The organism is Variovorax sp. GW821-FHT10D07 (assembly GCF_059415325.1).
The window spans coordinates 155,367-180,513 of the sequence record NZ_JBWKMZ010000013.1 but is presented as its reverse complement, the minus strand read 5'-3'; the positions used below and the strand labels follow the sequence as shown (position 1 = coordinate 180,513).

Sequence of the window (25,147 nt, the reverse complement as noted above, 5' to 3'; positions counted from 1 at the left end):
GGAAATGATTCAGCGTGACACCAATGTAAGACACAGATCCCTCAGCGATGGGTTCGACAAAACCCCCTCGTTCAACCTATCCAGCGGATGAGCGGTTTGTTTAGCGGGTAGCCGACAAATTCAGTCGGAAATCCCTAAACACTTCGAAGGCGCCGTGGATGTGTTGGCGAGAACTGCGTTTTGGGGGTGAGGGTTGGAAGTCGGCGCGCCTTGTAGGGCGGTCGACCGGAAGCGGCTCGATCCGTCCTTGCTGCCCATGCGGTTCGTCATCAATTTTTTGATCTCGAACGGACACGATCATGGTAGCCATCGTCAGCGGTAACAGCCTGGGCTTGAGCCTGACCTCTTTGAGCACGCTGGGTCAACGCGGCTCTCTTGGCGCGGCAGGACAGGGGCGCAACGGTGAGTTGGCGTACGTCAACATCGCCAACGGAAATCTGGTCCTGCAGGACCTCGACGACAAGCTCGTTGCCCGGGGTGCCGATATCGGCGTCGTGCGCACGTACAACAGCCAGGGGCTGATGAACGATGACAACGGCGACAACTGGACGGTAGGTGCCTATGGCCAACGAGTCACGCTGAGCGGCACGGTTGCGACGGCCGGCAGCACGATCGTGCGACTTGACCGCGATGGCGCTGCTGCCACCTACGCCTGGAACGCCACCAAGAACCTCTACGTCAGCACGGCCGGTGCTGGTGCGTACGACACGATTGCGTACGACGCCGCGAACTCGCGCTATGTGTGGACCGACGGCGACACGGGCTTGATCGAGCGCTATGACACTGGTGGGCAACGTCGCTTGCTCTCTGTCACCGATCCTTCCGGTAACTCGATCACCTACACGTACAACAGCAATGACACCCTGCAGAGCATGGTGGATGCCAACGGTGAGACGACCTACTTTGACTACGGCACTGGCACCGATCTTACGCAGATCCGTACGGTAGCAACAGGCGGAGTCACGCTCACGCGCGTGAGCTACGTCTACGACGCTTCGCACCGACTCTCAAGCGTCAGGGTAGATCTGACGCCCGAAGACAACAGCATCGCGGACGCAAAAACCTACGTCACGAACTACACCTACGACGGAACCAGCAAGCGAATTGCGTCCGTTACCCAAAGCGATGGCACGAGCCTCACTTTCACCTATCAGCTCGTCGGCTCCGACTATCGCGTCGCGACAGTCAAAGACGGCTTGGGGCAGACCACGACGTATGCGTACGGCAACTTGGCCGATCGCACAACCACCGTTACCGACCCGCTTGGGCTGAAGACCGTCTATACATACGACGCCTCGGGGCAGCTGGTGCAGTTGAAAGCACCAGCCGTAGGCGGAATCACCCAAACCACCAACTTCGCCTACGACGCGGACGGGAATGTGACCCGAGTGACGGACCCTCAAGGCCTGGCCCTTGATATGCTGTACGACACGAGCGGCAATCAAAGGCTGCAACGCGACGCCGCCGGCAACACCATCAGCCGGACCTTCGATGCACGCAATCAGCTGTTGACCGAGACGGTATACCTGACTCCCGATCCCGACGCGATAGCGACGGGTGCCTCGCCCTCGCAACCGCTAACGACACGCTACGTCTACGACGCAGCAGGAAAGAATCAACTTCGCTTTGTGCTGACTCCGGAGGGACGAGTCACCGAATATCGCTACGACAGCTACGGTCAGCGCACCAGCAGCCTCGAGTACGCAGGAGGGGTATACAACCTGGCTGCACTGGCGGACACGGCGACGCCGAGCCAAAACGATATGGAGACTTGGGCTGCCGCTCAAGATCGTACCCAAGCGTCACGCACCGACATCATCTATGACGCGCGTGGCCAGGTGCAGAAGGCCACAGTGTTCAGTCGTGTGGATGCGAGCGGCAATGGCGTGGCGAATGGAACCCAGTCGGTCACTCAGTATGTGTACGACCGCGCCGGCCTGCTGTTGAGCACCATCAGCAGCACCGCAGGTACAACGACCTATACCTACGATGGCAAGGGCCGCCAACTGTCGGTGCAGGACGCCCTCGCTCAGACGTCTTTGACCAGCTATGACGATGCGAACAACAAGACGGTCGTAACTCTGGCCAACGGGTTGGTCACGACGAGTGCCTACGATAAAAACGGGCAACTGGTAAGTGTCACGCAGGGCAGTGCGCAAGTCGCCAACCTGGGAACCACGACCTACGCCTACGACAAGGGCGGCCGGCTCTATCAGCAGACCGACCCGACGAACGTGCGCACGGGGCGTATCTATGATGAGGCAGATCGACTGATCGGAGAAGTCGACAGCCTTGGGCGCCTGACGGAGTATGTCTACAACGCCAGCAACCAGCTTGTGCAGAAGGTGGTGTATGCCACCTTTGTGAATGGTCCAGCGCTCACGGCGTACTTCGCGGACCCGAACGCTTCGCCAATCAACCGCTTGGCGACGCTGCGACCGGCGCAGACTGGTGAAGACCAGAAATCCTGGCGCTTCTACGACAGTGCCGGGCGGCTCATCCGCACCGTCGACGGTGCGGGTGCGGTCGTCGATCTCGCATACGACGGAACCTCCCGGCTGCTCAGTACGACGCAGTACTCGAAGTCTTTGGATCTCACGACGTTGTCAGCGACGCCAGCGTACAGTGCCACCACGCCGGCAAAGAATCCGGCTACGGATCGAGTGACGCGTCGGCTCTACGACAACGACGGCTTGCTGATCGGGACGCTGGACGCAGAGGGATACTTCACCGAATCGCGCTATGACGCACAAGGCAGGCTGATCGGCCAGTTGTCCTATGCGAGCCCTATCGACGCAGCTTTGCGAGCCGCTGGCACGTTTGCTCAGCTGACTGCCAACGCGTCGGCCCAGACGCAGACCCAAGCTCAGAATCAGATGACGCGCTGGCTCTACGACGCGCAGGATCGAGTCGTGGGGCAGATCGACGCCGAAGGATTCCTGACGGAGACGGTCTACGACACGAATGGCAACGTTACGTCTTCCATCCGCTACGCGACGGCGCTCACAACTGCAGTCCTCGGTCAGATCACGACCGCAACGACGGTCGATTCCTTGCGTCCTGCTGCCGGCACTCCGCGACAAGCCACGACTTCCGTCTACGACAAGCTCAATCGAGTCACGCAGCGTACCAACTACCAAGGAACCGTCACCCAGTTCGTCTATGACAAGCTCGGCAATGTGGTGACTACCACGACAGCCGTCGGCACTGCAGATCTACGAACCATCAACGCTCGCTACGACGTTCAGGGACGCCTTGTCGGCGAACTCAGCGGCGTGGGAAGCGCACTGCTCGTCGCTGGGCAAACCCAAGCTCAAATCGACGCCGTTTGGGCGCAGTATGGTTTGACGCATGCCTACGATGCCGCTGGCCGTCGCATCAGTACCACCGTTGACAATGGTGGAACCAAGACGCTCTTCTTCTATGACACAAATGGACAGCTCAGGTTCTCCATCAATGCACTGGGGGAAGTGAGCGAGCGGCAATACAACGAGCTCGGCCAGCTCGAAGCCACGATCCAGTACGGCTCCGTTCTTACGAACCTGACCGGTTTGACTGGAGGCCTGCTGACTCAAGAGCTGAAATCGACAATCGAGGCCATTGGAGATGTCAGCAAAGACTCCAAGCAGACGTTTAGCTACACGGGGCGCGGAGAGGTCAGCGGCGTCAAGGATGCGGGGCAGTTCAATACCATCACAGAGTACAACGCGTTTGGGGAGGTCAAGACTCGGACGCAGGATATCGGCGCTGGGCAGCAGCTTGTTCAATCGATGTCCGTTGATCGGCGTGGTCTTGTCGTCGGGACGGTGAGCGACGCCTCGGGCGTGAATGCGATCACAAGTGCGGTTTACGACGCCTTTGGACGACTGACTCGCAGCGTCGATGCCAATCTCAATGTCAGGCAGCAAACCTATGACCGACTCGGTCGAGTCGTTACGACGACAGATGGGACGAATGCTGGACGCTCGAGTTCTTACGACGCATTCGGCCGTCGAACGACTGAGACAGATGCACTGGGACGTACGACCACCTATACCTACGATGACGTAGCTCGCTCGGTGATCGTGACTACGCCGGAAAACATCTCGGTCAAGACCACGTATACGCGCAACGGTCAGACGCTCAGCGTGCTGGACGCGAACAACAACACGACGACCTATTCATACGACAAGAACGGGAACCTCATCGCCACGGGAACGGCACTGGCGACCGTTACCAATGCGTACGACACGCAGGCGCGCCTGATCAAGACCACCGATGCGAACGGCAACACCGTAGAGCTCACCTACGACAAAGCAAACCGTGTTCTGACCAGGACCGTCGACAAGACTGGGTTGAACCTGGTCACTACGTACGCTTACGACCCCAAGGGTCAGCAGATCAGCATCACTGATCCGAACCTGACGGTGACGAAGCTGTACTACGACCTCGAAGGGCAGCTCACGAGGCGCGAGGTCGATCCCAGTGGGCTGAACTTGGTGACGCAGTACACCTACGATGGTGTCGGCAACACGCTCACGGTGATCGATCCCAACTTGGTCACCACGCAGTACATCTACGACAGATTGGGACGTCGCATACAGGAACGGATCGACCCTGCAGGGCTGGACATCAAGACCTCGTTTGCCTATGACAAGAACGGAAATGTCACGGGGAAGACGGACGCCAACCTCAAGGTCACTCGATTTGCGTACGACGGCGAGAACCGCCTTGTTTACACCCTCGATCCCGAGGGAAACTTGCAGCGTCTTCGCTATGACGCGCAGGGCAGAGTTACTCAGGTCATCGGATATTCGACACCCATCAACGTGTCTGGGCTGCCTGCCGCCCCCACCGTGGCGCAGTTGGATGCAAAGATCCCGGTGCCCGCCGCCGCCGACAGCATCGAGCACCGTGTCTACGACAAAGACGGTCGCCTCGTTGCGACGGTCAACGGCTTGGGCGAAGTGGTCAAGCTTGCCTACGATGGCAATGGCAATGTCATTGAGCGAACTGCCTACGCGAAGCCTATTGTCCTGGCCAACTGGACTGTGGGTACGGTTCCCGCGCCGCCTCAGGATTCGACGCGGGATCTGCGTGTACGAACGGTGTACGACCAGCTCAACAGGGCGATCTACACGATCGATGGACTTGGCGACGTCACCCGGACGATCTACGACGCCGTCGGCAACGTCGTTGAACGCATAGGCTATGCCGTCACCATTCCCGCTTCGACGGCGGCGACGGCTCCTGCGATCGCAGCGGCGATCGTACTGGCGACAAACCCTCAGCAGTTGGGAAGCAATCTCTTCACAAAAAGTGAATTTGCCAATGGGCTCCCTGATGCAATAAGCGGAGGTGTGGTTTCGGCCACGACCATGACCGGGATGGCCGGGGCGATTAGATTTGGAGCGGACTCTACCGTCCCGTACACGTACGCCTACAAGAGCTACGCGATCACCCCGGGCTTAGCCTACACGCTTTCGGTGATCGTGGAAATGGAGGATGGCCAGCCTCCCGTCTTCGGTGGAAGTGTGACCGGAGCGACCAACTCGTTCGCGCTGGTCATGTACGGCAACGCCGTTACTCCGTCGAAGCTCGTTGTCCAGGATCTGGGTAACGGCCGCTACAGAGTCTCGGCAACGATCACCGCGCCGAGCGTGGTGAGCCTGAACTTCGGGGTCATCAAGTATCCGGGCAACGATGCCCGCGCTTTCCGGGCTTCCGGCTACCAACTCGAGCAAGCCGATACGCCCAGTCGCTACACGCCAACCACCACGACAGGCATAGTGCCGGTGGCTGCCGGAAGCCGTGAGCGCTTCGTCTATGACCGCGCGGGACGCATGATCCTGCAAGCCGACGGCGTCGGAGCGGTGCGAAAGAACGTCTACGACAAGAATGGAAACTTGCTCAAGTCCATCGAGTACGCGACGGCGATAGCACCAGGTACGCACCCTTCCGCGGTTGTGGCATCCACCGGCGACCGGATTACCGATCGCGTCTACGACCGGGCAAATCGCCAAGTTTTCGAGACGGATGCTCTGGGTGGTTTGACGGAGACCGCGTACGACAAGAACGGCAACATCACTGCCGTGTACAAGTATTCCAAGGCCGTAGCTGTACCGACGGCGGCGAGTGCGCTGACGCTGTCCCAGACCCAGGCTGCCAGAACGTTCGATCTCTATGACACGGCTGATCGAGTGACGCGTGCGGCCTACGACAAGGCCAATCGTCGCATTCTGCAAGTCGACGCCTTGGGTGCGGTGGTGGAGACAAGTTACGACGGTCTCGGCAACGCGGTAAGCACGAAAAGCTACGCGAATCAAATCAATCTCTCTTCATTGAAGAGTGACTTGACCGCGGGTGTCGACAAGTTGCGCCCTTTGATGTCGCAAAATGCATTGAGCGATCGCATCACCAAGAGGGCATTCGATGCTGCGGGCCGGCAGATTTTCAGCGTCGACCCTCTCGGATTCGTCACCCGTACGACCTACGACGCTCTCGATCACATCACGAAGACGACTCGGTACGCATACTCGATACCGGCCACAACGGCAAACACGGTAGATGCGATCTCCACCGCTATCCGCCTCGATCCGGTCCGGGATCGGTCCGACAGCTTCGTGTATGACGCAGCCGGCCGCGTCACGAGCACGACGGACGGCCTCGGTGTCACCGAAAGCTATGGGTTCGACGGCCTGGGTCTGAAGACCTCGTTCACGAACAAGAAGGGGGCGATCTGGACCTACGTCTACGACGCCGCTGGAAGGCTGATCAAAGAGACCGCCCCGTCTGTAGAAATGGTGGCGGTGATCCGAGACGCGAACGGCAATCTCGTCGTGGACTCCGCCAACTCTGCGAACGCCGCGCTGGTCACTCAGATGACCTACGATGCGCTTGGCAATCTGACCTCGCGCACGGAAGCTGTGGGGCGACCGGAAGCACGAACAACGAGCTACGAATACGATGCAGTCGGTCACCAGGTTCGCGTTGTCTTCCCCCCGGTGGGCGTCTACAACCCCGCGGGCGACAACGTTACGACGAACGGCGCGACAGGAACCGCCACCCGCACGGAGCTGACCAAGACGCTCGACACGCTGACCACCTATGACGTTTTTGGCAACGCCATTGCCAACCGCGACGTAGCGGGCAGCTACAGCTACAAGGCGTACGACGTGCTGGGCCGCGTGCGTTACGACGTCGACTCGCTCGGATTCGTCACCGGCTACCAGTACAACGTCTGGGATGAGGTGACAGACCTCACCCGCTATGCGAATGCGACCACACTGGCCAGCAGCAACCCTGCTAGTTTGACCATGGCGCAGGTCAAGGCGGCGGTGGAGGCGGCGGGAATCGATCATGGCAAGGATCGTGTCATCACCACCACCTACGACCGCGTGGGACGTGTCGCGAAGGTGGTGGAGCCGCAGTCATACGTCTACGACTCCTCCGCAACGCTTGGCGCACAGTATGCGACTGCGGGACGCACGACCGTCAACACCTACAACGCTTTCGGGGATCTCACGCGCGTAGCGCTGCTGCGAAACTCCGGACTGAACACGTGGGCTTACACGAATAACTACTTCAACCTGCTGGGTCAGCAGGTCGCATCGGTAGACGCCAAGGGCTACCTGACCGTCGACAACTACAACAGTTTTGGCGAGCTCGATATCCACATCGAGTACGCCAAGGCCTTGGCTGCATGGAACGGTGCTGCGGCACCTTCCGTGGTTCCAACTTTCACATCCGACCCCGAGAATGACCGTCGGACCGATTTCGGGTTCGACCTGCTTGGCAGGAAAACAAGCGAAACGCGTGTCAGCGTTGAATACAGCACCGCAAGCAATGGGACGAAGACCAGGGACAACCTGGTCACCTCCTACGCCTATGACGCCGTTGGTAACCTGACGCGAACGATCGATGCGGCTGGAGGAAGCACCTACAGCTACTACGACGCCCTCGGCCGAGTGCAGGCCACTGCAGCTCCGGCGACGGGGTCCGGAAATCTCGTCGCGCTGACGAAGTTCCAACGCGATGCCTACGGCAATGTCGTGGTGAAGACGGAGACGCACGTCTATAAGGCTTCGGCTGCGGCTGACGCGCTCGCCACACCCGGATCGTCGACCCTCGCCATCAATCAAAGCTTTGTCGCTGGACAGGGTCTGTTTTCGCCCGACGGACGCTATCAACTGACGCTGCAAAGTGACGGCAATCTCGCCGTCTACGACCGAAACGATGGCATGCAGGTTCTCTGGGCCAGCGGAACTGGTGGCAGCGGAGCCAACAAGTTCCAGTTCCAGGCAGATGGAAATCTGGTTCTGCTGGCAGGAACCCAGGTTGTCTGGTCCGCAGGGAAAGCGGGGCAGGGCGGCACGCAACTCGTCCTCCAAGCCGATGGCAAACTGGCTCTCCTGACTGCCTCGGGCGCTGTCGTCCAAGCGTTTTCTGGAACCGACGCGAACTGGCAGATCAATCCCGATCGTGTCACGCTCAACCAGTACGACAAGCTGGGTCATGCCGTGCAGAGCCGCGATGCACAGGGCTACAACCATTATTCGTCCTACGACGCTCGAGGCAATATCGCGAAGGAATGGCAGGGGGTTACTGGTGAGGACGGCGTCACTCGAACGATGTTCCGTATCTACCAGTACGACAAGCTTGGCCAGCAGACTCACATCATCGATCCCGCATCCACGAGCGTGGTGAGCGGCACCGCCGTGACGACGGTGACGCAGGCTCAAGCCGGCGTAGTCGATACCGCGCTCGAATACAACGGATTTGGTGAGTTGACTCGCAAGGGTGTCGGTGGAGGGCGGCAGGAGTACTTCGACTACGACAACGCTGGACGTGTATGGCGTACGAACAGCGGCGACGGCGTCGACAAGATTGCGCTCTACGATCTGCTGGGGAATCAGACGGCGAACATCACCAGCTATGGTGCGACGTCGGGGAACACCGATCTCAAGACCTACGGAACGCCAGACCAAGCCGCGCTCGCAAGTCTGCGCAGAACCGATATGGTCTACGACGTCTTGGGCAGGTTGACCACGACGCTGCAGCCTTCGCGTGATGAGTACACAGGCGGAATTCAGGTCAGTCGGCTGTATAGCCAAGGGACTATTTCTTCCTCAAGCACGACCGCGCGCGACCAGAATGGCAACAAGGTTGGATGGACTGGCGTCAACACGATCAATCTGACCTGGTCCGCGATGGGTAACCTTGGCAGCGGTGATGTCAAGGTCGTAGTGGACTACATATCCAAGACCTGGGCGTCACGGGTGGATGAGAACGGGGTTCCGATCGACGATCCTAGCTGGCCCGTTCAAGTGTTCGGCGGCGGGTCGCGTCGCCAGGAAAAGATCCTGACTGACCTTCCGTCGAATGCGACGGGCACTACCCTTGCTTGGGCGGATGCAAGCAACGAGGGCAATGGCGGAATCGAGCGCATCAGCAAGATAAGCATCTATAAGAAAGATGCGTTCGGAACGTGGCAGCCGATCATTAATCAGGGATCCCTTGGGTACAGCGGGCAAGTCTTGGACATCGACTCACCGGACAATCCGAGCACAACCATCAAGCTGCAGATTCGCGTGGCCGGAAGTGCTGGAGATACCGGCTGGAGCGAGTATGTACCGGTCAATTTCGGCGATATGCGGCGCTTCGATGCGAGCAATTTGCCGCCGGGCAACTACGAGTATCGCGTCACACAAACCACGATCAACGGGACAAGCACCGTTACGGCTACCGGTACGGTCAAGCTGACATCGCCGCCGCTGTCTCTCATCACCGTGCCCATCGGCTTCTATCAGATCGGAACCTACACGGGAGGGCTTCTTACCTGGCCATCCCCAGGCAGTGACGTGGAGCAAGTGTTCAGATTCCGCCCCGCTGGAAGTACGGGTGCATGGGAAACCCGTGCCGTTACCGCGCAAGGCAACGGGAAGGACGGCCTTGACCTTCAATCTATCGCCGCTGGCAGCTATCAGTACGAGCTGCTCTGGATCCACGCCGGGGAGGGGTATCCGTACGCGCACGCGACTGGATCGATCACTTCGACCGGAATCACACCTCCTCAATACGTTCCGCAGCAGAACTATCCGATCATCGGGGGTGTTGGGGTCAGGGCAATTGGCACCTTTGGTAGCGATGAGCAGGGTAACGCGTTGGGCGACCTAACGGCGGTAGTGGTCGAGTGGCCGCACTCCTTGATGACCGCTGGACCGAACACCACGACGGTGTTCCGCTATCGTCTTGAGGGATCGAGTCAGTGGAACACGCTTCCGATCACGGGTGGTGAATCGCAATCTGGAATTCCGATCGGCATCGAGCATGTAGACATCACCACGCTTCCAGAGGGAAGATATCAATACGAGATTGTCGCTACCCAAAACAACGGAACTCCCGTTCGTGTGGGGCAGGCCACGGGCATATTGGTGAACAGCCGCTCTGCGATCTATGAAGATAGAAAGCAAATTCAATTGCTACCAGTCAGGGTTCAGGTGGGATCCGACCCGGTGTATGCGAGAGACGAGAGTGGAAATATTCTCACTGAGACGGTATACGAAGACCAGCCGCGGACGCGAAGTGTTGCCGACTGGGGGTGGGCGCGAACAGATGTGTACGAGCAGTACTGGTATTACGTGTCAGGCCCTGCGATCGTCTTGGGCTACGATGAGCAGGGGCAACCCATTTATCAACGCGATGCTTGGGGAAACATTCAGTACCAGCAGATTCAAACCTCGGGTTACCACTGGGTCACACGGGATGTATGGACCATTGTCGGGTACCACAACGAGAACTATACGGAGCGCGTTCCCGTCCAGAAGCCGATCATTCTTCGGTATGAACCGCGCTATGAAACGCAGCTTGTCCCTGTTGAGGTAACGGTACGTGTGCAGATTGGCGTTGGAAGGCCAAGTATCCAAGACACGACGCCTCCCTATTCGGCTGCCTTCATTATCCCGGCCATGGGGCCGATCTTTGGCGCGAACGTCACGACGGTTGCGGGTAGCTCTGCGATCAGCGAGACCAACACCGACGCGGCTCCAGCCACGGTTGTTACCGCCGTCCAGGGTGTCGGTAGCGCGGTGCGGCCGGTAGTCAACCAGAACACGGACCGATGGGGCAACGTTGTATCGATCAGCGACCCGAGGTCTGCGGGTTGGGTCACGACTTATCGATATAACGCCAACAACCAGCTCATCGAGCAAAAACAGCCCGATCAGAACGGGAATCTCAACACTTCCGATGCACCGGTCACTCAGCTTTTCTATGACAAACTCGGCCGTCAGGTTGCAACGAAAGACGCAAGGGGATTTGTTCAGGGCAAGGTCTATGACGCACAAGGCAACCTGATCCAGGAGCTGCAGGCGGACACCGGGGTCGTCAACAACAGCTACGACGTCTTTGGTCAGCGGGTTGCTACGGTTGACGCTGAGGGGAAATCGACCACCTTCAAATACGATGCTCTGGGCCGGCTGACCACCACAACCCATATGGCTGTGGACGTCTGGGGTTGGACCAATCTAGCTGCTCCCGTCGTTCTGTCGAACCAGGTAATCACGGAGACAAGTTCGTGGGATCAGGCCGGACGAAAGCTCAGTCAGACCAACGGCGCCGGCGAAGTGCTTCACTACGCCTACGACTTGCGCGGCAACATCATTGCGACCACCCAGGACATGGGTCAAGTCACGCGAGCGGCGTACGACTCCACGAACCGAAAAATTGGCGAGTACGATGCCAACAACGCGTTGGCGACGTGGAGCTATACCTATTTCGGACAGGTCACCGCGCACAAAGACATCGGCGGGAAGACCTACAGTTATACCTATGACAATGCACGCCAGCTGACGAAGCAGACGAGCACCGGTGGTCAAGATCTCACCTACTCGTATGACAAGGCTGGGCAGGTTGTCCGAATCGTTGATGCCGGCGTAAACAAGATCACGACTTACGCCTATGACCTGGCCGGGCGCCACGTTCGTGAGACCACATCTCAAGGTGGAGTGACCTACCAGGACAACCAGATGGCGTACGACGCCTTGGGGCGCCTGCGCTGGGTTGCGGACGGCAACGTCTACATCACCATCGACTACGACAAGGTCGGCAACCGCATAAAAACCCAGACCAAGCTGGCCTACTCTGGCACGAGTTCGACCCCGATCTTCGGTCAAGTAGACCTGCCCCAGACTACGACCGATCGCTACTTTGCGTACGACCAGATGAATCGTCAGACGCTAGTAGATTCGGCGACGGCAGACGGTAGCACTTTGGGGGCGGAGGGTCACAAGCTGACCTACTATAAGAACGGGACGCGCAAGACGGACGAATATTCCGGCGTGCGCATCGTCCAGCAAAATGGGCAGTGGACAACCGCCGGCGGGAATATCGTAGAGACCTATACCTACGACAATCTCAACCGCCTGTACCAGACGAATCGTGACGGCGCTGTGGTGGATTCCCGCGGCTACGATGCAGCGAGCCGATTGATCGTTAGTGCCCCTTTGAATTTAGGCCCGGACTATGTTGCGTTAAACAAGCAATACCGGGGAATCAGCAATACGGAGGCCATTCAGCTGCGCACCAGCGTGTATGACCGTAACGGCAGGTTGACAATTCAATCTACGGCTGAATTCTTGGAGGTGTCGCACACCACTGCCTACACTTACGACAACGTGGGAAATGCGATTTCGTACAAAGTCGCCAATACTTCCCAAGGGACAGTCACAGACACTGTGGTCAACATCGAGCGCGCAGAAGGATATCGCACACAGACAAGTACGAGCACAACGAGCAACGCCGTCACGAAACAGTGGATGTCTACAGGAATTGTTGGCTATACCTACGACAAGAATGGTCACCTAAGTTTCGCAGGAGATCCCGGACAAGTCGCTCAGCCGGATTTACAGGGGCACAACTACATCACTGACGCCAACGGCACCGTGGTGTACTCGTACTACGCCCACCCGAGCACTCCGGATAGGCATGTGAACGGGCAGCAGCAGGTGGTCGTGAACGGGGAGGTTTTGGGGAGCTATGGGCTGCTTGCAGATGATCGCTTCAATGCGGTGACAGGCGGTACGGTTTTCGCCCCGAAGAGCGATTTCAGCTTCGGATATCAGCCCATCAACCGCGGCTACCCTGGAGACACTCCAAGTTCGTACTCCGTGGGCATCAACGACACGCTGCAGAGCATCGCCAAGAGCGTGTATGGCGACTCTGGCTTGTGGTACCTGATCGCGGATGCGAACGGACTGAGCAACAACGGTGATCTGCGGCAGGGCCAGGTACTGCGGATTCCCGCGGCCGCCAGCAGCGCGAACAACGCGAACACGTTCAAGCCTTACGACCCGAGCAAGGTTTACACCGACTCGGCTACGGCAATGCCCATCGCTGGCGCGCAGGGCGGGGGGTGCGGCGGGCTTGGGCAAATCATCGTAGCGGTTGTGGCCGTTGTGGTTGCGGTTGTACTGCAGCAGTACGAAGTGCTTCCGTCAGTATTGGGCTCTGCAACTCCTGTTGCGGCTGCAGTTATTGGCGACGTTGCCGGCCAAGCTGTGGGTATTGCAATCGGTGCCCAGAATGGTTTCGATTGGAAGCAAGTCGCTCTCTCTGCGGTCAGCGCTGGCGTAGCTCAGGGAGTCGGCAGTGCCTTGCCCGATATGGGGAAAGTGGCAAATGCCGTAGTCAGCCGCGCGATTGGCAATGCGCTGACGCAGGGCATCGGTGTTGCAACCGGCTTGCAGAAAAATTTCAACTGGAAAAGCGTTGCCGCCAGTGCGGTTAGCGCAGGAGTCGCACAGGGACTCAATATAGCCATGGACTACGACCCATCGGTGACGTTTGATCCTATAAAGAGTGCTGTTTCTGGCCTTGGCGGTAGCTTGGCTGCTCAAGCCGCGCGCGGAGGTCGAATCAATGCGGCTTCCTTTGCTTCTGACGCCTTTGGAAATTTTCTGGCAGATAGCGTAGCCGCAGCCAATAGCAGTAGTGGCGGTTATGACGAGAGAAAGTTCTCGGCCCAAGAAGACATGCGTGATTCGGCACTCTCAGGCGCGTTGATAACCGGAGGACTTCAGACATCTGATCAGAGTGTGACGCGGCCTGATGGAACAATAGTTTCTTGGGCTGAAAATCTGAGAAGAGTCAATCTAGCCTCATCCCAGCTGGTAGCTAGTAATGACATCATTGACCCATTGGCGTCCCCAACCTTGCTGGATAACGGATCTCCGGTCAATAGGGCTGGCGGATGGATCGCGGGCGTCGATGACGAAGGGACTACCTGGTACAGCCGCTCATACCAAGGTGCGCGTGAAATCCCTGGCGGACTTCCTGCTATCGTGGTTGAGTCTCAAAGACAGCTTCCAATCTATGCGCCAGATTTGAGCTTTCTAAACATTGACCAGCAGTCTTTGGCCGCGCAAACGGCTACGCAGAGTAACAGCTACCTCAACGAGGCTAGGCGATTGTCGAATTACGCGACCTCGCCAATTTCTAGATGGATTGCGATGTCCAACCAGCCCGCCGGTGCATTTTCGGTTGAGCAATGGAGGACGGAGGCGAGCAATTTTAAGAAATACATGGGGCCAGAGTTTGCGCGCGACAGCGTCTATAACGGCATATGGACCAAGGCGGCCCTGCTGGAGATCGAGGCCGGCAATAACAACCGCTCGATTTGGGACAACGTCGCGGGCGTAGGAATCGAAGCCAACACACCAGCGACACATGCGGATCCAGGCATCGCAATCGCGCGAGGTATCGGTCGAGGCATTGGCAACGGAGTGAACGGCGTATTAGGGATGGCTCAGCGCAGACGCGAGGTATTGACCCCGAAGATTGGCGCGAATGTGTCCGGCATCGGGGAGCCATTCAGTCGGCCACCAGTCGGCGGTGGCCAAACGGAAAGAATCTCACTCGGTCAGGGAGATGCGGTTTACGTGGTTGACAAAAAGACACAGTTAACGTTGGAAGCAGATGGTCTTGTAACTGGGCCGCATCCAGGGCGCAAGAAGGGCTACGTTCCCATCCCTGTCGGAGGTCTTGCCTCCAACGAGCATAGAGGGCACATGATACCGGAGGGTGGCGTAGATACCCCGTCAATTGTTAACAACAAATATAACGTTAATTCTGAAGCGCGTGGATCGAACCTTGGACCGAAGAAGGCGCTTGACCTTGAGCTCAGTCGGTTGGCAGTGCAGAATCCGATGTCTGATGTGCGAGTGATCGCACAGCCGGTTCGTCTCATTGGCGAGACGCGCCCCTTGGCGGTCAGCTACTATGTCACGCAAGATGGGAAGCTGGTCAAGGGGCTTTCAATTTTGAACAAATAAGAGGCTGATGCATATATGAGCTCTTTGATTAAAGATCAAGCTCCAATTGATAAAGAAATCGCGAACGCACTTATCAATGCGACGCCAGAAAACTGGCGGGCAGCAGAAATGGCTGTTGAGAGACAAGATGACGGTGTGCACGAAACAATGCAGATCGTCATATCTTCCCCTGAAGGATACAGGGAGCCGGTAGTTCCGACTGACGAAATTTACTCAGCTCTTTATAAGCTTTCAGATGTTTTTCGTTTGCATGGGGCAATTTGGAAAGGCGTCTCGTACTCGATTTCGCAAAGAGACGACGATAATTGGGGGTTTTCTGTTAGGTTCGAATATTGAATGGCCATGGAAATATGGCTATTCTTGCAAGCGGGGGAAGTAGGGCTAAATCAAGTAAATGAACGCAACGACTGAATGGAAATTTGAGGACGCACCTTCTGCTGCGGTCTACACTACACGCGCGGTGGTTGATGGCCTAACCTGGATAGCGTATGCGTTTCATGACGAAGATGATGGCGCATGGCAATTTCATGGGGCTTCGGACGAAGTTGTCGGTGCGGATGAGTTAAAAATTATTCGGTTGGGCGAAGTTTTAGATCTTGATAGTTCTCTTTCATCTGTTGCGGACTTGCCGATTGGGTGGAAGGCGTGGCGAGAGTCGCCGTGGGCAGATTGGCAATGCGCGCCGCATGAAGCGTCACCGTAGAATTTCACTTGCACAATGCTTTTGATCGTTAGTAAGAAAACGGCTTTATTGGAAAAAATAATCTTCCTGATTTCAACTCCGCCGCGGTGCTCGGGATGACTAGTTGGTAATGTTGCCTTGCTTCTATCATTACCCTAACCACGCTCAAGCCTTACGACCCGAGTAAGCTTACAAGTACGCGGCGGCGATGGTGGCTGTGCCTGGTAGCCAAGGTGGTGGTTGAATGTTCAGCAAGCATCGCGTTCAGCCCACAGCCGCGCCACTTCAAGAGCCATCACATGGAAAAAGCTGCGTTGAAGATCGGGTTCTGATTTCGGTCTTGACCTACAAATTCAGGACTGCACAGGAGCGTTCATCGGGCTAGCATGGGCTTCCCATCAATCAGCCTGAGTGAGCATGCCCACCCCAGAAGCAGAGAGAGTTCTCGCGTTTTTCCGACAGGAATATTGGCCGAACGAGGAGCGTTCAGCGAATGCCCTCCAGCTCCATAGAAGGGTCGTCGGCTCCAGTGTGGGAATTCAGGAGCTGATAGCTGATGGACTTCTCACAGTGTCACTGGACAAGGCATATTTCAGGCTGACGGACAAGGGTGTTGAAGCTCTGGGGTTCTCTTCCCAACGAGGCTAGACCTTGTAGGGCTCCAGCATGGCAAGAATCTGCACGGAAAGGTGAGGCCAGCTATAGCCGCCTGTTTCTTCCCAAGACTTCGTGCCCACCATCAGCTTTGCCGCGATGAGCAGATTCATCATGTCGTCGTGCGGGTAGACATACCAGTCACCCTTGTGGAAGAAGGCAACGTAGATGTCCTTGCCGCAGTACTTCTTCTGGATGGTCAGCCGTCCCTTGAGCTGAACCTTGAGGAAGGTATTGCCATCAATATGGCAGGCGATGAAATCGGCTCCTTGCCAATCGTCGCTCAGGCGCAGGCAGTTGTATCCGTAGTCAGCAAGGTGAGCTGAAATCTTGTGGAAGTTGTAGTTCTCCTGTTGGCGAGAATTAAGGTTGTCGTACTCAATCTTCTTGAACATTTAATTTTTCTGAGATGCCTCAACGATGAACTTGCTCCGCTCGTACAGTTCATCAAAGGTGATGATGTCTATGCCAGTGATGCTATTGCGATATAGCTCAAAAGAACGAAGCTTGTCCGTGTTTACGCCATGCTCACTCGTGAATTCCGAGAGGTCTCCAGCAACAATGAAGGCACGAGGCTTGAAGTTGAAGACCTCCTCACCGGTCGGGTTGCCGTCCTTGTCATCCGGGCGAATGAGCCCGTAGAGCCGATGCATGGCTGCTGCCACGGTTCCTTGAACCTGTGCGACAGCTCCGGCGAGTTCCTTGGAAGGTGCCCAGCAACCTGGCCGATACGGGTTGTTCTCCAGCAAGCTGGTGTTGTGCTTCTTGATTTCCACGAAGCACAGAGAGTTGATGATGCCTCGGGACTTCATGAGACCGTCAGCACGCTTGCCGTGGCTCAAGAGGTCATGCCCTTGGACAATCTGCTCCAGCTTCCTGTCTTCAAAGCCGGTGACGAAGAAGTAGCTCAGGCCGTAGCCGAAGACCCATTGGTTTTTCTCAAAGAATATCTGCCAGAGTGCCTCATCGCCAGAAGCTTTCTTCGTCTCCTTGATGTGAGCGAAGTACTCGTGGTCTTCAAGGAGCTTCTTGAACGTGCCGAGCTGCTTCTTGCGATAGCCGAGAGCGACGATGTCTTCCTTGGTCAGCTCGGCTTGAATTACCTCAGCAAATGCATCTGGGTTATCTTGGATGAGGGTAGAAACCTGTTCCTTGGACAGCACCAGCTTGCGTAGTTCGGCGTCCGTGATGTTTACCTTGTCTTTGCCTTGGAATTCGTAAGCTGCGATGTTCTGAAAGAAGGTCAGCAGCTTGGGGATCTCTGAGCCAATGAATGAGAAGTGTGTGCTGTGAGGAGAGCCGGTGTTGCCGTTGAAGGCTTGAATGGTGACCACCCTGAGGTCTCTATCCGTCTCCAAAAACTTCGCACGAATCTCGGTCCGTCCCGTGTCAGTGCGGCGAAGCAAGATCTCGTCTTTGACCTTGGCAAAGTGCAGGCCTTCGGAGTCAATGACCTTGGAGGCAATCCGAAGAGGTCCTGCCATTGTGGGTACGACAGGGCTGATGTAGGTCTTGCCTACAACCTTGTTCTTGAATATCTCTGCCTCGTCGTCCATGGCCAGCTCCTTGGTTAAGTGGCGTATCGGTCAATACAGCCGCCGCACATCCACTCGCCATCGTCATAGATGCCGCCCGTCATATCCGTCTTCTGGTGGCACCAGCCACATACCGCATAGATGTTGTAGTCCTCGTCTCTCTCACGAGAGCGGTCTTCAAAACCCGGCTGGAGGGAGGGCAGCAATTTCGGATCTGGAGGGCTGGCGAAACATCCGCAGTTGGTGCACCAGTGGCCGCCATGATGTTCAACTGTGCTGGCTCGGTGGCATCGCTTGCAGACAATCAATTCAACCCTTGAAACAGGCGCAGGTTGCTCGGCGATGGGCTCAACCTGAGGCGGGAATAGTTCGTCCAGGCTGTTGATTCGCCTGCACTCCATGCCGTTCTTGTTGAGGTGGGTAAGCAGTGGATCAAACCCCTTGTCACCCGAGAGAACAATGCACACAGTCTGCGGCGCAGTCTCGTACGTGCGGCCGAGTTGGAAGGCGATATGGAAATCCAGGGCGTTTTTTCCGGAGCCTTCAATCTTCTGGAAATCCACGCGGGTGAATCTGTGAGCAGTTGCCTTCTTGCTCGCAGCTTTTGGAGGGTTCTGCTTGGCTCCAACGAAGATGATGGCTCGGTAGCTGTCATCCAGTCGTGAGAGATCCACCTTGTGGACGTTCTCAAGATCTACGAGAAGAAGTGAGCCGCACATCAGGCAAGAAGCTTCGCTTTTTGGGCATCAAATTCGTTCGCACTGAGGACACCAGTATCCCTCAGGTCTGCGAGCTTGCGCAGCTCATCAGCCAGTGATGAAGGTGGAAGCTTTGGCTGTTCCGGCACGTTGGCTTTGTCTTCCATGTCAGCTCGTTTAATGAGCACTTCAACGATGCCGTGCCAGTGCCGTGCTTGCCGCATGGCAGTATTGAAAACGAAGCCACCGCGTTTGGTTTCGTTCTCTAGAAAGTTCACATCGTGCAGCGGCTTGGTCGTGTCATTGACGATGATGCGCAGATCAATGCGACTCACCTTATCTGTTGTCTTCGTCCTGCCGCTCAGGCCACCAATCAGGGCTCCTATGCCGCCCAGTGCCAGTCCACCGATGAGAGCACCGCCGATCTGGCTTGAACGAAGGGTTTTGGTGATGGTCGTGCCGTCTTGGAAGATTTCACATGCGAGCACATCGCTGTAGTTGAATATTCGGCTTGTGATTTTGCTGCCGTGCTGGATCAGGCAAATCTTCTTGCGCTGTTCGTCAAAGGCAAGTCCAGTCTGACCATTGCTGCCCATGATTCCTTGTGTGGGCGTGAAGTCAGTAAGGCCATCAACGTGGGCTTCCATCTGTTTTTTCAACTTGGATGTGACGATTGCTAGACCGACAACCGCCACTACGATCAGACCTAGAAATATCAGAATCCAAGTGCCTATTCCCATTCCTGTTCTCCTCTTTTAATATTACTTTTTAGTAATCGCTTTGACTCACGACAACATTGTACTTTTCCATGATCGCTTTTACTTGGCTGCGGTGGCAATGGATTAAGAAAATTGGCGTGGTACTGGGATTTGGTGCGTTTCATGGATGCGGGTGCCTCACGTCCCAAGAGTTGGTTCTTCCAGTTGTACAGCGTTGGCCGGCACACGCCGAACTTGTCGGCGATAGTCTGGCCACTTTCCTCGCGGGTGCAAAGCGCCATGACTCCCGCTTGCATCAGCTCCCCGGAATGCCTTCGTCGCCCCGTACTGCCGACGACAGGCCTTCTGGCATTAGGAAGGGCCTCCCGAACCCACGCGGTGAGCGTCCCTCTGCAGGGGTAGCCCAATGACCTCATGGTGGCCGCAATGCAGCGGTCGTGAGTGAGGTAGTGCTCGATCGCTGCCGCCTTCTGTTCCTTAGAGAACTTGGCTGGCCGCCCCGCATAACCCGCTGGCAAGTCGAGCTTCTGCTGGTACTCGTTGTACCAGCCCTTCAGAGAATTCTTGGTTGGATAACCAAGGTGCCGGATGGTCGGTCTGACGCGTTTGCCCAGCTTGATGTAGAGCTCAACCGCTCGAATCCGATCTTCGTAGGAATACATGAACTACCTCCAGGTAGTCCAAGTTTTCGTCCGCACCCCCGCCGGGTCAGGATTCCATGGAAATCAACACACTGTCGTCCAATCCACCGACAAGGCGTATCGCTGGCGCTTGGTAGAGCTCACCCCTGACGGCAATTGCACAGCGGTCGACGAGCAGCAGGGCGCCGAGAAGACATACAGCGCGGCAATGGCGGCTGGCCCTGTGCAGCTGCAGGGGCTGGTTAACGACCTAACGGTCGGACCGCGTGAGGTGGACCTAGAGGCGCCGCCACCCAAGCGGAAGGGCGGACTGTTCGGGTTTGGTTTCGGAATGCAGCGCGATTGATACCGCTTGGGCGGGATGCTGTATCGCAAAGGCCCGCGTCGACGGATCCCGACGAACCCTCCGTTCCTCCGCTGCGACATTCCACCGAGAGAGGCGCCGCTTGCCGGCGAAACCGCTCCGCGCGATGCGTGCCTCGCTTCAGCGCGGCCGGGGAGCGAGGGTCCCGCCGCTCGAGCGCGGCGCGTGACCTACTTGTCGGCAGGCTTGCGTCGGGGCATGGCCGGGATCTCGAACAGATCCAGCCCACTCGACTGGTCGTTGGCGATCTTCTCGACGAAGGCCTTGCGGAGGGCGGTGTTCGCGAGCGCCTGCCAGCGAGGGCCTGTGGCCTCCAGCGCGGCCAGCACGTCGGCATCGAGGGGCAGGGCAGGGCTCCGAGCATCGTTGGTCATGTCGTCTTTCGAACGTTTTCAGTCTTCGAGGTCGTACTGCATCTGCAGGGTGCGGATGATTTGCGCGATGTCTCCGCGGTGGTTGCCTCGGTCGGTGACCACGCGAACCGTCCAGTTTGGACCACCATCCTCAGACGGGATGCCGATCACTCCGCCACGGTGTACGTCGGTCTGTTGACCTCGAAGGCCTGGCTGTGCCTCGATTCTTTGGATCAGCATCTGCTGCAGTTGCTTGGTGGTGCGCGTTGGCTTGGGCATGTGCAATGCATGTTACTGCTGCCGCGGCTGACGCCTGCAGCGGCATCTGGCGCTTATCTGGGCATGGGAGTGGGCGAGGGGTGCTGCCGATCTCGCTCGGTCACAGCCGGCCGGCAGTACAGGGCGCCCAGTGCGAGATCGCCAAGGCGCTCAAGTCCGAGGGGGCATCTGGGACGCGCGCGCCAAGGCGCCGGAGTTCGGCAACTGGCCTACTCTTGAGACGGCACTGCGCCCGATTGTGGAGCACCATGAGCAACTTGGAAGGAAAGCTCTTGGGCAGTTGCGCGTGCGCCCCTTATGGCACGCCATTGAAGTCAGGACTTCTCGAATGAGCACTGTAAGAATGGCTCATTGACGCCTTAAGGTCGAGCGTATCTGATGCGCGAGGCCGATTAGGGCGGGCTCAAGCCTGCGGCTGCAGCCGGGCCCTACTCGACCACGGCTCGCATCCTCTGCGCAGCCCCAGGCGCAGCGATGCCTCAACTGTGGCAAGGGCAGTTAACTCAGTACCCGATTGAAGATTTCGAAGCGTACGCGCGCAATGACATGCTCGCTACCTAAAATCCCGGCGCCAAGTTGCATGAATGCATGAAATTCGGCGCGATTCGCTTCCTTTGCGTAGATGTCCCCAGCCAGGCCCAAGGCCGCAACGCTGCTCTTTTCGCTTGCCCAATGAAGCAGCGCCGCCAGAAGTGCTCCGCGATCAGCTCCCTCGTGCAGTCGCATTTCCATCCAGCGATAGGCAAACGAGCACTCACCCTGGAGTTCTTTGTCTAAATCGGACATATCAAACGGAGGATCGACCTGAAGACGACCTGTCAATTTCGATCCGGATGCAATTAAGAGTTGATCCAGATGCTCGCGACGAAATTGTTTCCAGTTCCTCTTGTTGCATGCTTCCCATAGAGCCTGCCTTTATGATCGAGAATGCTAATATTGTTGCGCAGCAGGCGGCTAACAATTTTCGAAGAGTGTACCTTTTGATTTGTCCAAGGCGTACCTCATCAGATCCGGAGGTATCGTTTGGGAGGTTACTGTGGGAAATCATCGGGTGCCCTTGGGGGGCATGAAGGTTAACGATCCTTATATACCTACTGCCTATCCCTATAAAATTCAGTAAAGGGGATTTTATGAAATTGGAAGTTAAAAAGATTAACTTAGGAGGGTTTTTGTTCGTTTCGAAGCCTGATTGTGCTTTTGATGACCCCGATGCGCCGCTAATGTTTGCGATCGGTTATGCGTTGGAAGCAGGGGTAAAGCTTGATTCGTACTTAAATTCAATTTTTCCTCCCTATCTGCAGGATTTGGGAGGCGGTGATCCAGGGTGGTTGTGGTATCACGAGAAAGATTGTTCGGGCGTTGATGTAATCGCGGTCGAAATCGACAATATTGTGGCTCCCCCTGATGGAATTTGGAATCAATATTCACTTGATAGGGTTCGATATGAGATCCGAGCGGCACTCAACAATCTGTTGTTAAGTCACCCTGAAGAATTGCAGGAAGTAGACAGAATATTGAAAAAATTCAATTTGGTTGGTGGGCAGGTCTTTGCGGGATTTCAGGAAATTCCGGCGTGGGAAGGGCGATTGCCAGTCGAAAGAATTTTTGGGTCTCTTTAGATTTTAAAAGATACGAGCCAGAATTCGGTCTGGCTTTGCGCCGTAAGTCCAAGTCTCTGTCGCGGGGGGCGGATAAAACTTGGCTTGCTTTATGCCGCAAGTCCAAGGCTTAGCCGGTATTCGATCGCGCGGAGGGAGCCGAGCGAGATCTTGATCCGCTTCTCGTTGTACTAGCGGATGTATGCGTCAACCCCCTCGACGAACTGCTCAATGGTGGTGGTCTTCCAGTCCCGAGGATAGAACACCTCATCGTTCAGCCTATCGAAGAAGCCTTCGCAGGCATCGTTATCAGGTGAGCATGCCTTGTGCAACATCGAGCGGATGAAGTTCGCGTCGCTCATTCTTGAAAGCCAACCCGGCTAGCGGTATTGACCGCCCCGATCGCAGTGAACCACAGGCAGGTCAGCCGTGTCGGCCACCGTCTCGATGGCTGCGCCCAATTCCACGTCCGAATTGGTGCCAATGGTCCAGCTGACTACCATTCCGTAGAAGCAAGGTGAGACGCATATCTGCGCTTCCTGGGCCTTGGAACGTAAGCAGACGGCGAACCCGTCTTGACGACCGAGGTGCAGATCAGCTGTTGGTCGGAACTGCGGTCCAGCGATGCGGTATGAGTTCGCCAATCTGGCTAGCAGGCTGCAGTGGCAATCGCGCCAAAACATCGCGCAGATACGAATACGGGTCAAGTCCGTTGATGCGTGCCGAATGCAGCAAGTTCATGATGGCTTCAGCCCGCTTGCCCGCGCGCAGGCTGCCTGCGAAGAGCCAGTTCGACCTGTCCAGAGCAATTGCGAGGTCATTCTGCCCATGTCGGGCAAGAGGTCGAAGTCTTCTGCCGGCCCGCCCTTTACCGCCGTCGCGCCGGACGTCAGTACAGCGAGCGACGGGCGAGGTTGTTGTTGTTGAGGTGAGTCCTGGCGCCGTCATCGTGGTGGCAGCACGGATGCTCGACGCAGCCTCTTGCGCCGGTATCGGCCTTGGTGCTCCACGCGCGTTGATCGCCGCCCTGACCGAACTGCATCAACTGCTGTCGCGACGTGGCCTTCGGCGAAGCTCCTCCGGTGTCTATCACACCGATCGCGACGCTCTGACGCTTAGAAGACGCGAGGTCACGGCAGGAGCGGCGCTAACGGAGTCGGTGCGGGCGGCGACACTTGCATTTCGCCTCGCCCCGAAGGTGAACAGAGCGCGGGCCTTCGAGATTCACCTTTTTGATCGGGCTGCTCTGCCGGCCGACTCCTCTAACGCAAGCTTTTTCTGTCTCATCGTCTCGGCGCGCTTCAACGTTGCTGCGGATGGTGGGCGAGATTCGTGAGAGGCTTGATTAGCCCGGCGCCGTGCGCCGCCAGGGGCGCTGGAGGGCGGCAAGGTGTGTTGGATCCCTGTGAATAGCTCCGCCAGGGTGACTTCCAAGCACCAGCAGAGGGTCCCCAAGCTAAAGAGCGAAGGGTTCGTACCGCCGCGCTCAACCAGTGAGACGAATGTGCGATCCATCTCGGCGGCAAAAGCCAGGTTTTGCTGAGTCAGTCCCTTCTCCTGGCGAATCCGCTTCAGATTTTCTCCCAAGGCTCGGGAGAGGGCGTTACCCGTACCGAGGTTGCTGACTGGGCTAGGTGATTTGTCGGCCGCACGTGCGGTCGCGATTTTCTGGGATTCCATGGCCCCAGCCTCGTGAACGCGACGTGTTTGGTCTGCGTTATATATGATGCGTTCTGTAAACTTCAGAATGGATGCTGAGCACCGAGGAGGAGCCCTTGAAGCCAAACATAAAACTCGCGCGAGCCGCGCTGCTGTTCCTGATCGCTGGAGGCGGGAGCACCGCGTTTGCGCGTCCCGACCCGCTGACCAACCCTGATGCGGTCAAACACCGAATCGAACGCTCAGCCATGGAGATCCAGATCCAAGGCTGGAGCCGTGACCTCAAGTTCCCCGTGTATCCGATCCAGGTGCAGGCCGGGGCAAGCGGCGTGTACTGCACGACCAACGAGAACGCCCGCGACTACAAGGAGTTCGGCTTCGATGAGCTGCGCTGTGAGATCGGCGACGCGGATCGCGCGGTGCTCAAGCTGCCTGGCTACAGCTGTGCCGACGGCGTATGCGTGACCCCCGAGGGGGCCGTCTTAGGTACGGACCCTCGCAAACCTCCTGGCAAAAAGCGCAAGTGCTGAGCTGGTCTTCCTATGGCATTTGGCCCACTTGGCTTCTCGCCGCCCGAACGGGTTCGCACCTGAGCCACGGATCTGCACCTAGTGCGGGCCCAGGGCCGCACGTCCTCGCAACCTCCCCAACCCTCAA

At 57.2% G+C, this 25,147-nt stretch carries 15 protein-coding genes and 3 pseudogenes; 7 read left to right on the top strand and 11 right to left on the bottom strand.

Features of this window, described 5'->3' with window-relative positions; genetic code table 11:
- The first annotated feature begins 299 nt into the window (after window positions 1–299).
- From AC07PU_RS31440 to AC07PU_RS31430, 3 genes are read left to right on the top strand one after another with little or no spacing between them, the layout of a single operon-like run.
- Entirely contained in the window at window positions 300–15,308 is a 15,009-nt protein-coding gene (locus AC07PU_RS31440) for a LysM peptidoglycan-binding domain-containing protein (protein WP_495322205.1), read from the top strand.
- 15 nt (window positions 15,309–15,323) lie between these two features.
- On the top strand, window positions 15,324–15,644 hold the full coding sequence (locus tag AC07PU_RS31435; protein ID WP_495322204.1) for a hypothetical protein: 321 nt from the start codon (window positions 15,324–15,326) through the stop codon (window positions 15,642–15,644).
- Window positions 15,645–15,702: 58 nt separating this feature from the next.
- Entirely contained in the window at window positions 15,703–16,011 is a 309-nt protein-coding gene (locus tag AC07PU_RS31430) for a hypothetical protein (protein ID WP_495322203.1), read from the top strand.
- 623 nt (window positions 16,012–16,634) lie between these two features.
- On the opposite strand, the gene AC07PU_RS31425 is transcribed toward AC07PU_RS31430, so the two are convergent.
- From AC07PU_RS31425 to AC07PU_RS31405, 5 genes and pseudogenes are all read right to left on the bottom strand, one after another.
- A complete protein-coding gene (locus AC07PU_RS31425) occupies window positions 16,635–17,039 on the bottom strand; it encodes a hypothetical protein (RefSeq protein ID WP_495322202.1) in 405 nt (134 codons plus the stop codon).
- Window positions 17,040–18,200, bottom strand: coding sequence for a Shedu immune nuclease family protein (locus tag AC07PU_RS31420; protein WP_495322201.1), 1,161 nt, complete (start codon window positions 18,198–18,200; stop codon window positions 17,040–17,042).
- A gap of 14 nt (window positions 18,201–18,214) precedes the next feature.
- Window positions 18,215–18,898, bottom strand: a complete 684-nt coding sequence (locus AC07PU_RS31415) for a PIN domain-containing protein (protein WP_495322200.1) — start codon at window positions 18,896–18,898, stop codon at window positions 18,215–18,217.
- Complete coding sequence (locus AC07PU_RS31410; RefSeq protein ID WP_495322199.1) at window positions 18,898–19,617, bottom strand: SHOCT domain-containing protein; 720 nt, start codon at window positions 19,615–19,617, stop codon at window positions 18,898–18,900. Before AC07PU_RS31410 ends, AC07PU_RS31415 begins: the two co-directional genes overlap by 1 nt.
- Before the next feature lie 128 nt (window positions 19,618–19,745).
- Window positions 19,746–20,258, bottom strand: a pseudogene (locus AC07PU_RS31405) (transposase); the annotation flags it as partial.
- Here AC07PU_RS31405 and AC07PU_RS31400 point away from each other — a divergent pair.
- A complete protein-coding gene (locus AC07PU_RS31400; protein ID WP_495322198.1) occupies window positions 20,257–20,583 on the top strand; it encodes a hypothetical protein in 327 nt (108 codons plus the stop codon). The pseudogene AC07PU_RS31405 and the gene AC07PU_RS31400 sit on opposite strands and share 2 nt — an antisense overlap.
- Window positions 20,584–20,771: 188 nt before the next feature.
- On the opposite strand, the gene AC07PU_RS31395 is transcribed toward AC07PU_RS31400, so the two are convergent.
- The 3 genes from AC07PU_RS31395 to AC07PU_RS31385 form a co-directional block, all read right to left on the bottom strand.
- The gene (locus AC07PU_RS31395; RefSeq protein ID WP_495322197.1) at window positions 20,772–20,975 is read right to left on the bottom strand and encodes a BrnA antitoxin family protein; all 204 of its coding nucleotides are present in this window, start codon (window positions 20,973–20,975) and stop codon (window positions 20,772–20,774) included.
- A gap of 18 nt (window positions 20,976–20,993) precedes the next feature.
- Window positions 20,994–21,233, bottom strand: coding sequence for a hypothetical protein (locus AC07PU_RS31390; protein ID WP_495322196.1), 240 nt, complete (start codon window positions 21,231–21,233; stop codon window positions 20,994–20,996).
- A gap of 498 nt (window positions 21,234–21,731) precedes the next feature.
- Window positions 21,732–22,019: a hypothetical protein gene (locus AC07PU_RS31385; protein ID WP_495322195.1), complete on the bottom strand. Its 288-nt coding sequence runs from the start codon at window positions 22,017–22,019 to the stop codon at window positions 21,732–21,734.
- A gap of 344 nt (window positions 22,020–22,363) precedes the next feature.
- Here AC07PU_RS31385 and AC07PU_RS31380 point away from each other — a divergent pair, with 344 nt between their 5' ends.
- Window positions 22,364–22,852: a hypothetical protein gene (locus AC07PU_RS31380; RefSeq protein WP_495322194.1), complete on the top strand. Its 489-nt coding sequence runs from the start codon at window positions 22,364–22,366 to the stop codon at window positions 22,850–22,852.
- Window positions 22,853–22,941: 89 nt separating this feature from the next.
- Here AC07PU_RS31380 and AC07PU_RS31375 read toward each other — a convergent pair.
- Both AC07PU_RS31375 and AC07PU_RS31370 read right to left on the bottom strand, forming a co-directional pair.
- Window positions 22,942–23,346: pseudogene (locus tag AC07PU_RS31375) on the bottom strand (IS3 family transposase); the annotation flags it as partial.
- 79 nt (window positions 23,347–23,425) lie between these two features.
- Window positions 23,426–23,638: pseudogene (locus tag AC07PU_RS31370) on the bottom strand (transposase domain-containing protein); the annotation flags it as partial.
- Window positions 23,639–23,795: 157 nt separating this feature from the next.
- On the opposite strand from AC07PU_RS31370, the gene AC07PU_RS31365 reads away from it, so the two are divergent.
- Window positions 23,796–24,167, top strand: a complete 372-nt coding sequence (locus AC07PU_RS31365) for a hypothetical protein (protein WP_495322356.1) — start codon at window positions 23,796–23,798, stop codon at window positions 24,165–24,167.
- Here AC07PU_RS31365 and AC07PU_RS31360 read toward each other — a convergent pair.
- On the bottom strand, window positions 24,056–24,511 hold the full coding sequence (locus AC07PU_RS31360; protein ID WP_495322192.1) for a helix-turn-helix domain-containing protein: 456 nt from the start codon (window positions 24,509–24,511) through the stop codon (window positions 24,056–24,058). The genes AC07PU_RS31365 and AC07PU_RS31360 overlap by 112 nt on opposite strands.
- Window positions 24,512–24,582: 71 nt before the next feature.
- Between AC07PU_RS31360 and AC07PU_RS31355 the strand changes: the two genes are divergently transcribed.
- Window positions 24,583–25,020: a hypothetical protein gene (locus AC07PU_RS31355; RefSeq protein WP_495322191.1), complete on the top strand. Its 438-nt coding sequence runs from the start codon at window positions 24,583–24,585 to the stop codon at window positions 25,018–25,020.
- The last annotated feature ends 127 nt before the right edge of the window (window positions 25,021–25,147 follow it).

Excerpts from the sequence above, each read along its gene's own strand:
- AC07PU_RS31440 (WP_495322205.1), top strand. The coding sequence starts at position 300 with ATGGTAGCCATCGTCAGCGGTAACAGCCTGGGCTTGAGCCTGACCTCT.
- AC07PU_RS31435 (WP_495322204.1), top strand. The coding sequence starts at position 15,324 with ATGAGCTCTTTGATTAAAGATCAAGCTCCAATTGATAAAGAAATCGCG.
- AC07PU_RS31430 (WP_495322203.1), top strand. The coding sequence starts at position 15,703 with ATGAACGCAACGACTGAATGGAAATTTGAGGACGCACCTTCTGCTGCG.
- AC07PU_RS31425 (WP_495322202.1), bottom strand. The coding sequence starts at position 17,039 with ATGTTCAAGAAGATTGAGTACGACAACCTTAATTCTCGCCAACAGGAG.
- AC07PU_RS31420 (WP_495322201.1), bottom strand. The coding sequence starts at position 18,200 with ATGGACGACGAGGCAGAGATATTCAAGAACAAGGTTGTAGGCAAGACC.
- AC07PU_RS31415 (WP_495322200.1), bottom strand. The coding sequence starts at position 18,898 with ATGTGCGGCTCACTTCTTCTCGTAGATCTTGAGAACGTCCACAAGGTG.
- AC07PU_RS31410 (WP_495322199.1), bottom strand. The coding sequence starts at position 19,617 with ATGGGAATAGGCACTTGGATTCTGATATTTCTAGGTCTGATCGTAGTG.
- AC07PU_RS31400 (WP_495322198.1), top strand. The coding sequence starts at position 20,257 with ATGAACTACCTCCAGGTAGTCCAAGTTTTCGTCCGCACCCCCGCCGGG.
- AC07PU_RS31395 (WP_495322197.1), bottom strand. The coding sequence starts at position 20,975 with ATGACCAACGATGCTCGGAGCCCTGCCCTGCCCCTCGATGCCGACGTG.
- AC07PU_RS31390 (WP_495322196.1), bottom strand. The coding sequence starts at position 21,233 with ATGCCCAAGCCAACGCGCACCACCAAGCAACTGCAGCAGATGCTGATC.
- AC07PU_RS31385 (WP_495322195.1), bottom strand. The coding sequence starts at position 22,019 with ATGTCCGATTTAGACAAAGAACTCCAGGGTGAGTGCTCGTTTGCCTAT.
- AC07PU_RS31380 (WP_495322194.1), top strand. The coding sequence starts at position 22,364 with ATGAAATTGGAAGTTAAAAAGATTAACTTAGGAGGGTTTTTGTTCGTT.
- AC07PU_RS31365 (WP_495322356.1), top strand. The coding sequence starts at position 23,796 with ATGCTCGACGCAGCCTCTTGCGCCGGTATCGGCCTTGGTGCTCCACGC.
- AC07PU_RS31360 (WP_495322192.1), bottom strand. The coding sequence starts at position 24,511 with ATGGAATCCCAGAAAATCGCGACCGCACGTGCGGCCGACAAATCACCT.
- AC07PU_RS31355 (WP_495322191.1), top strand. The coding sequence starts at position 24,583 with ATGCTGAGCACCGAGGAGGAGCCCTTGAAGCCAAACATAAAACTCGCG.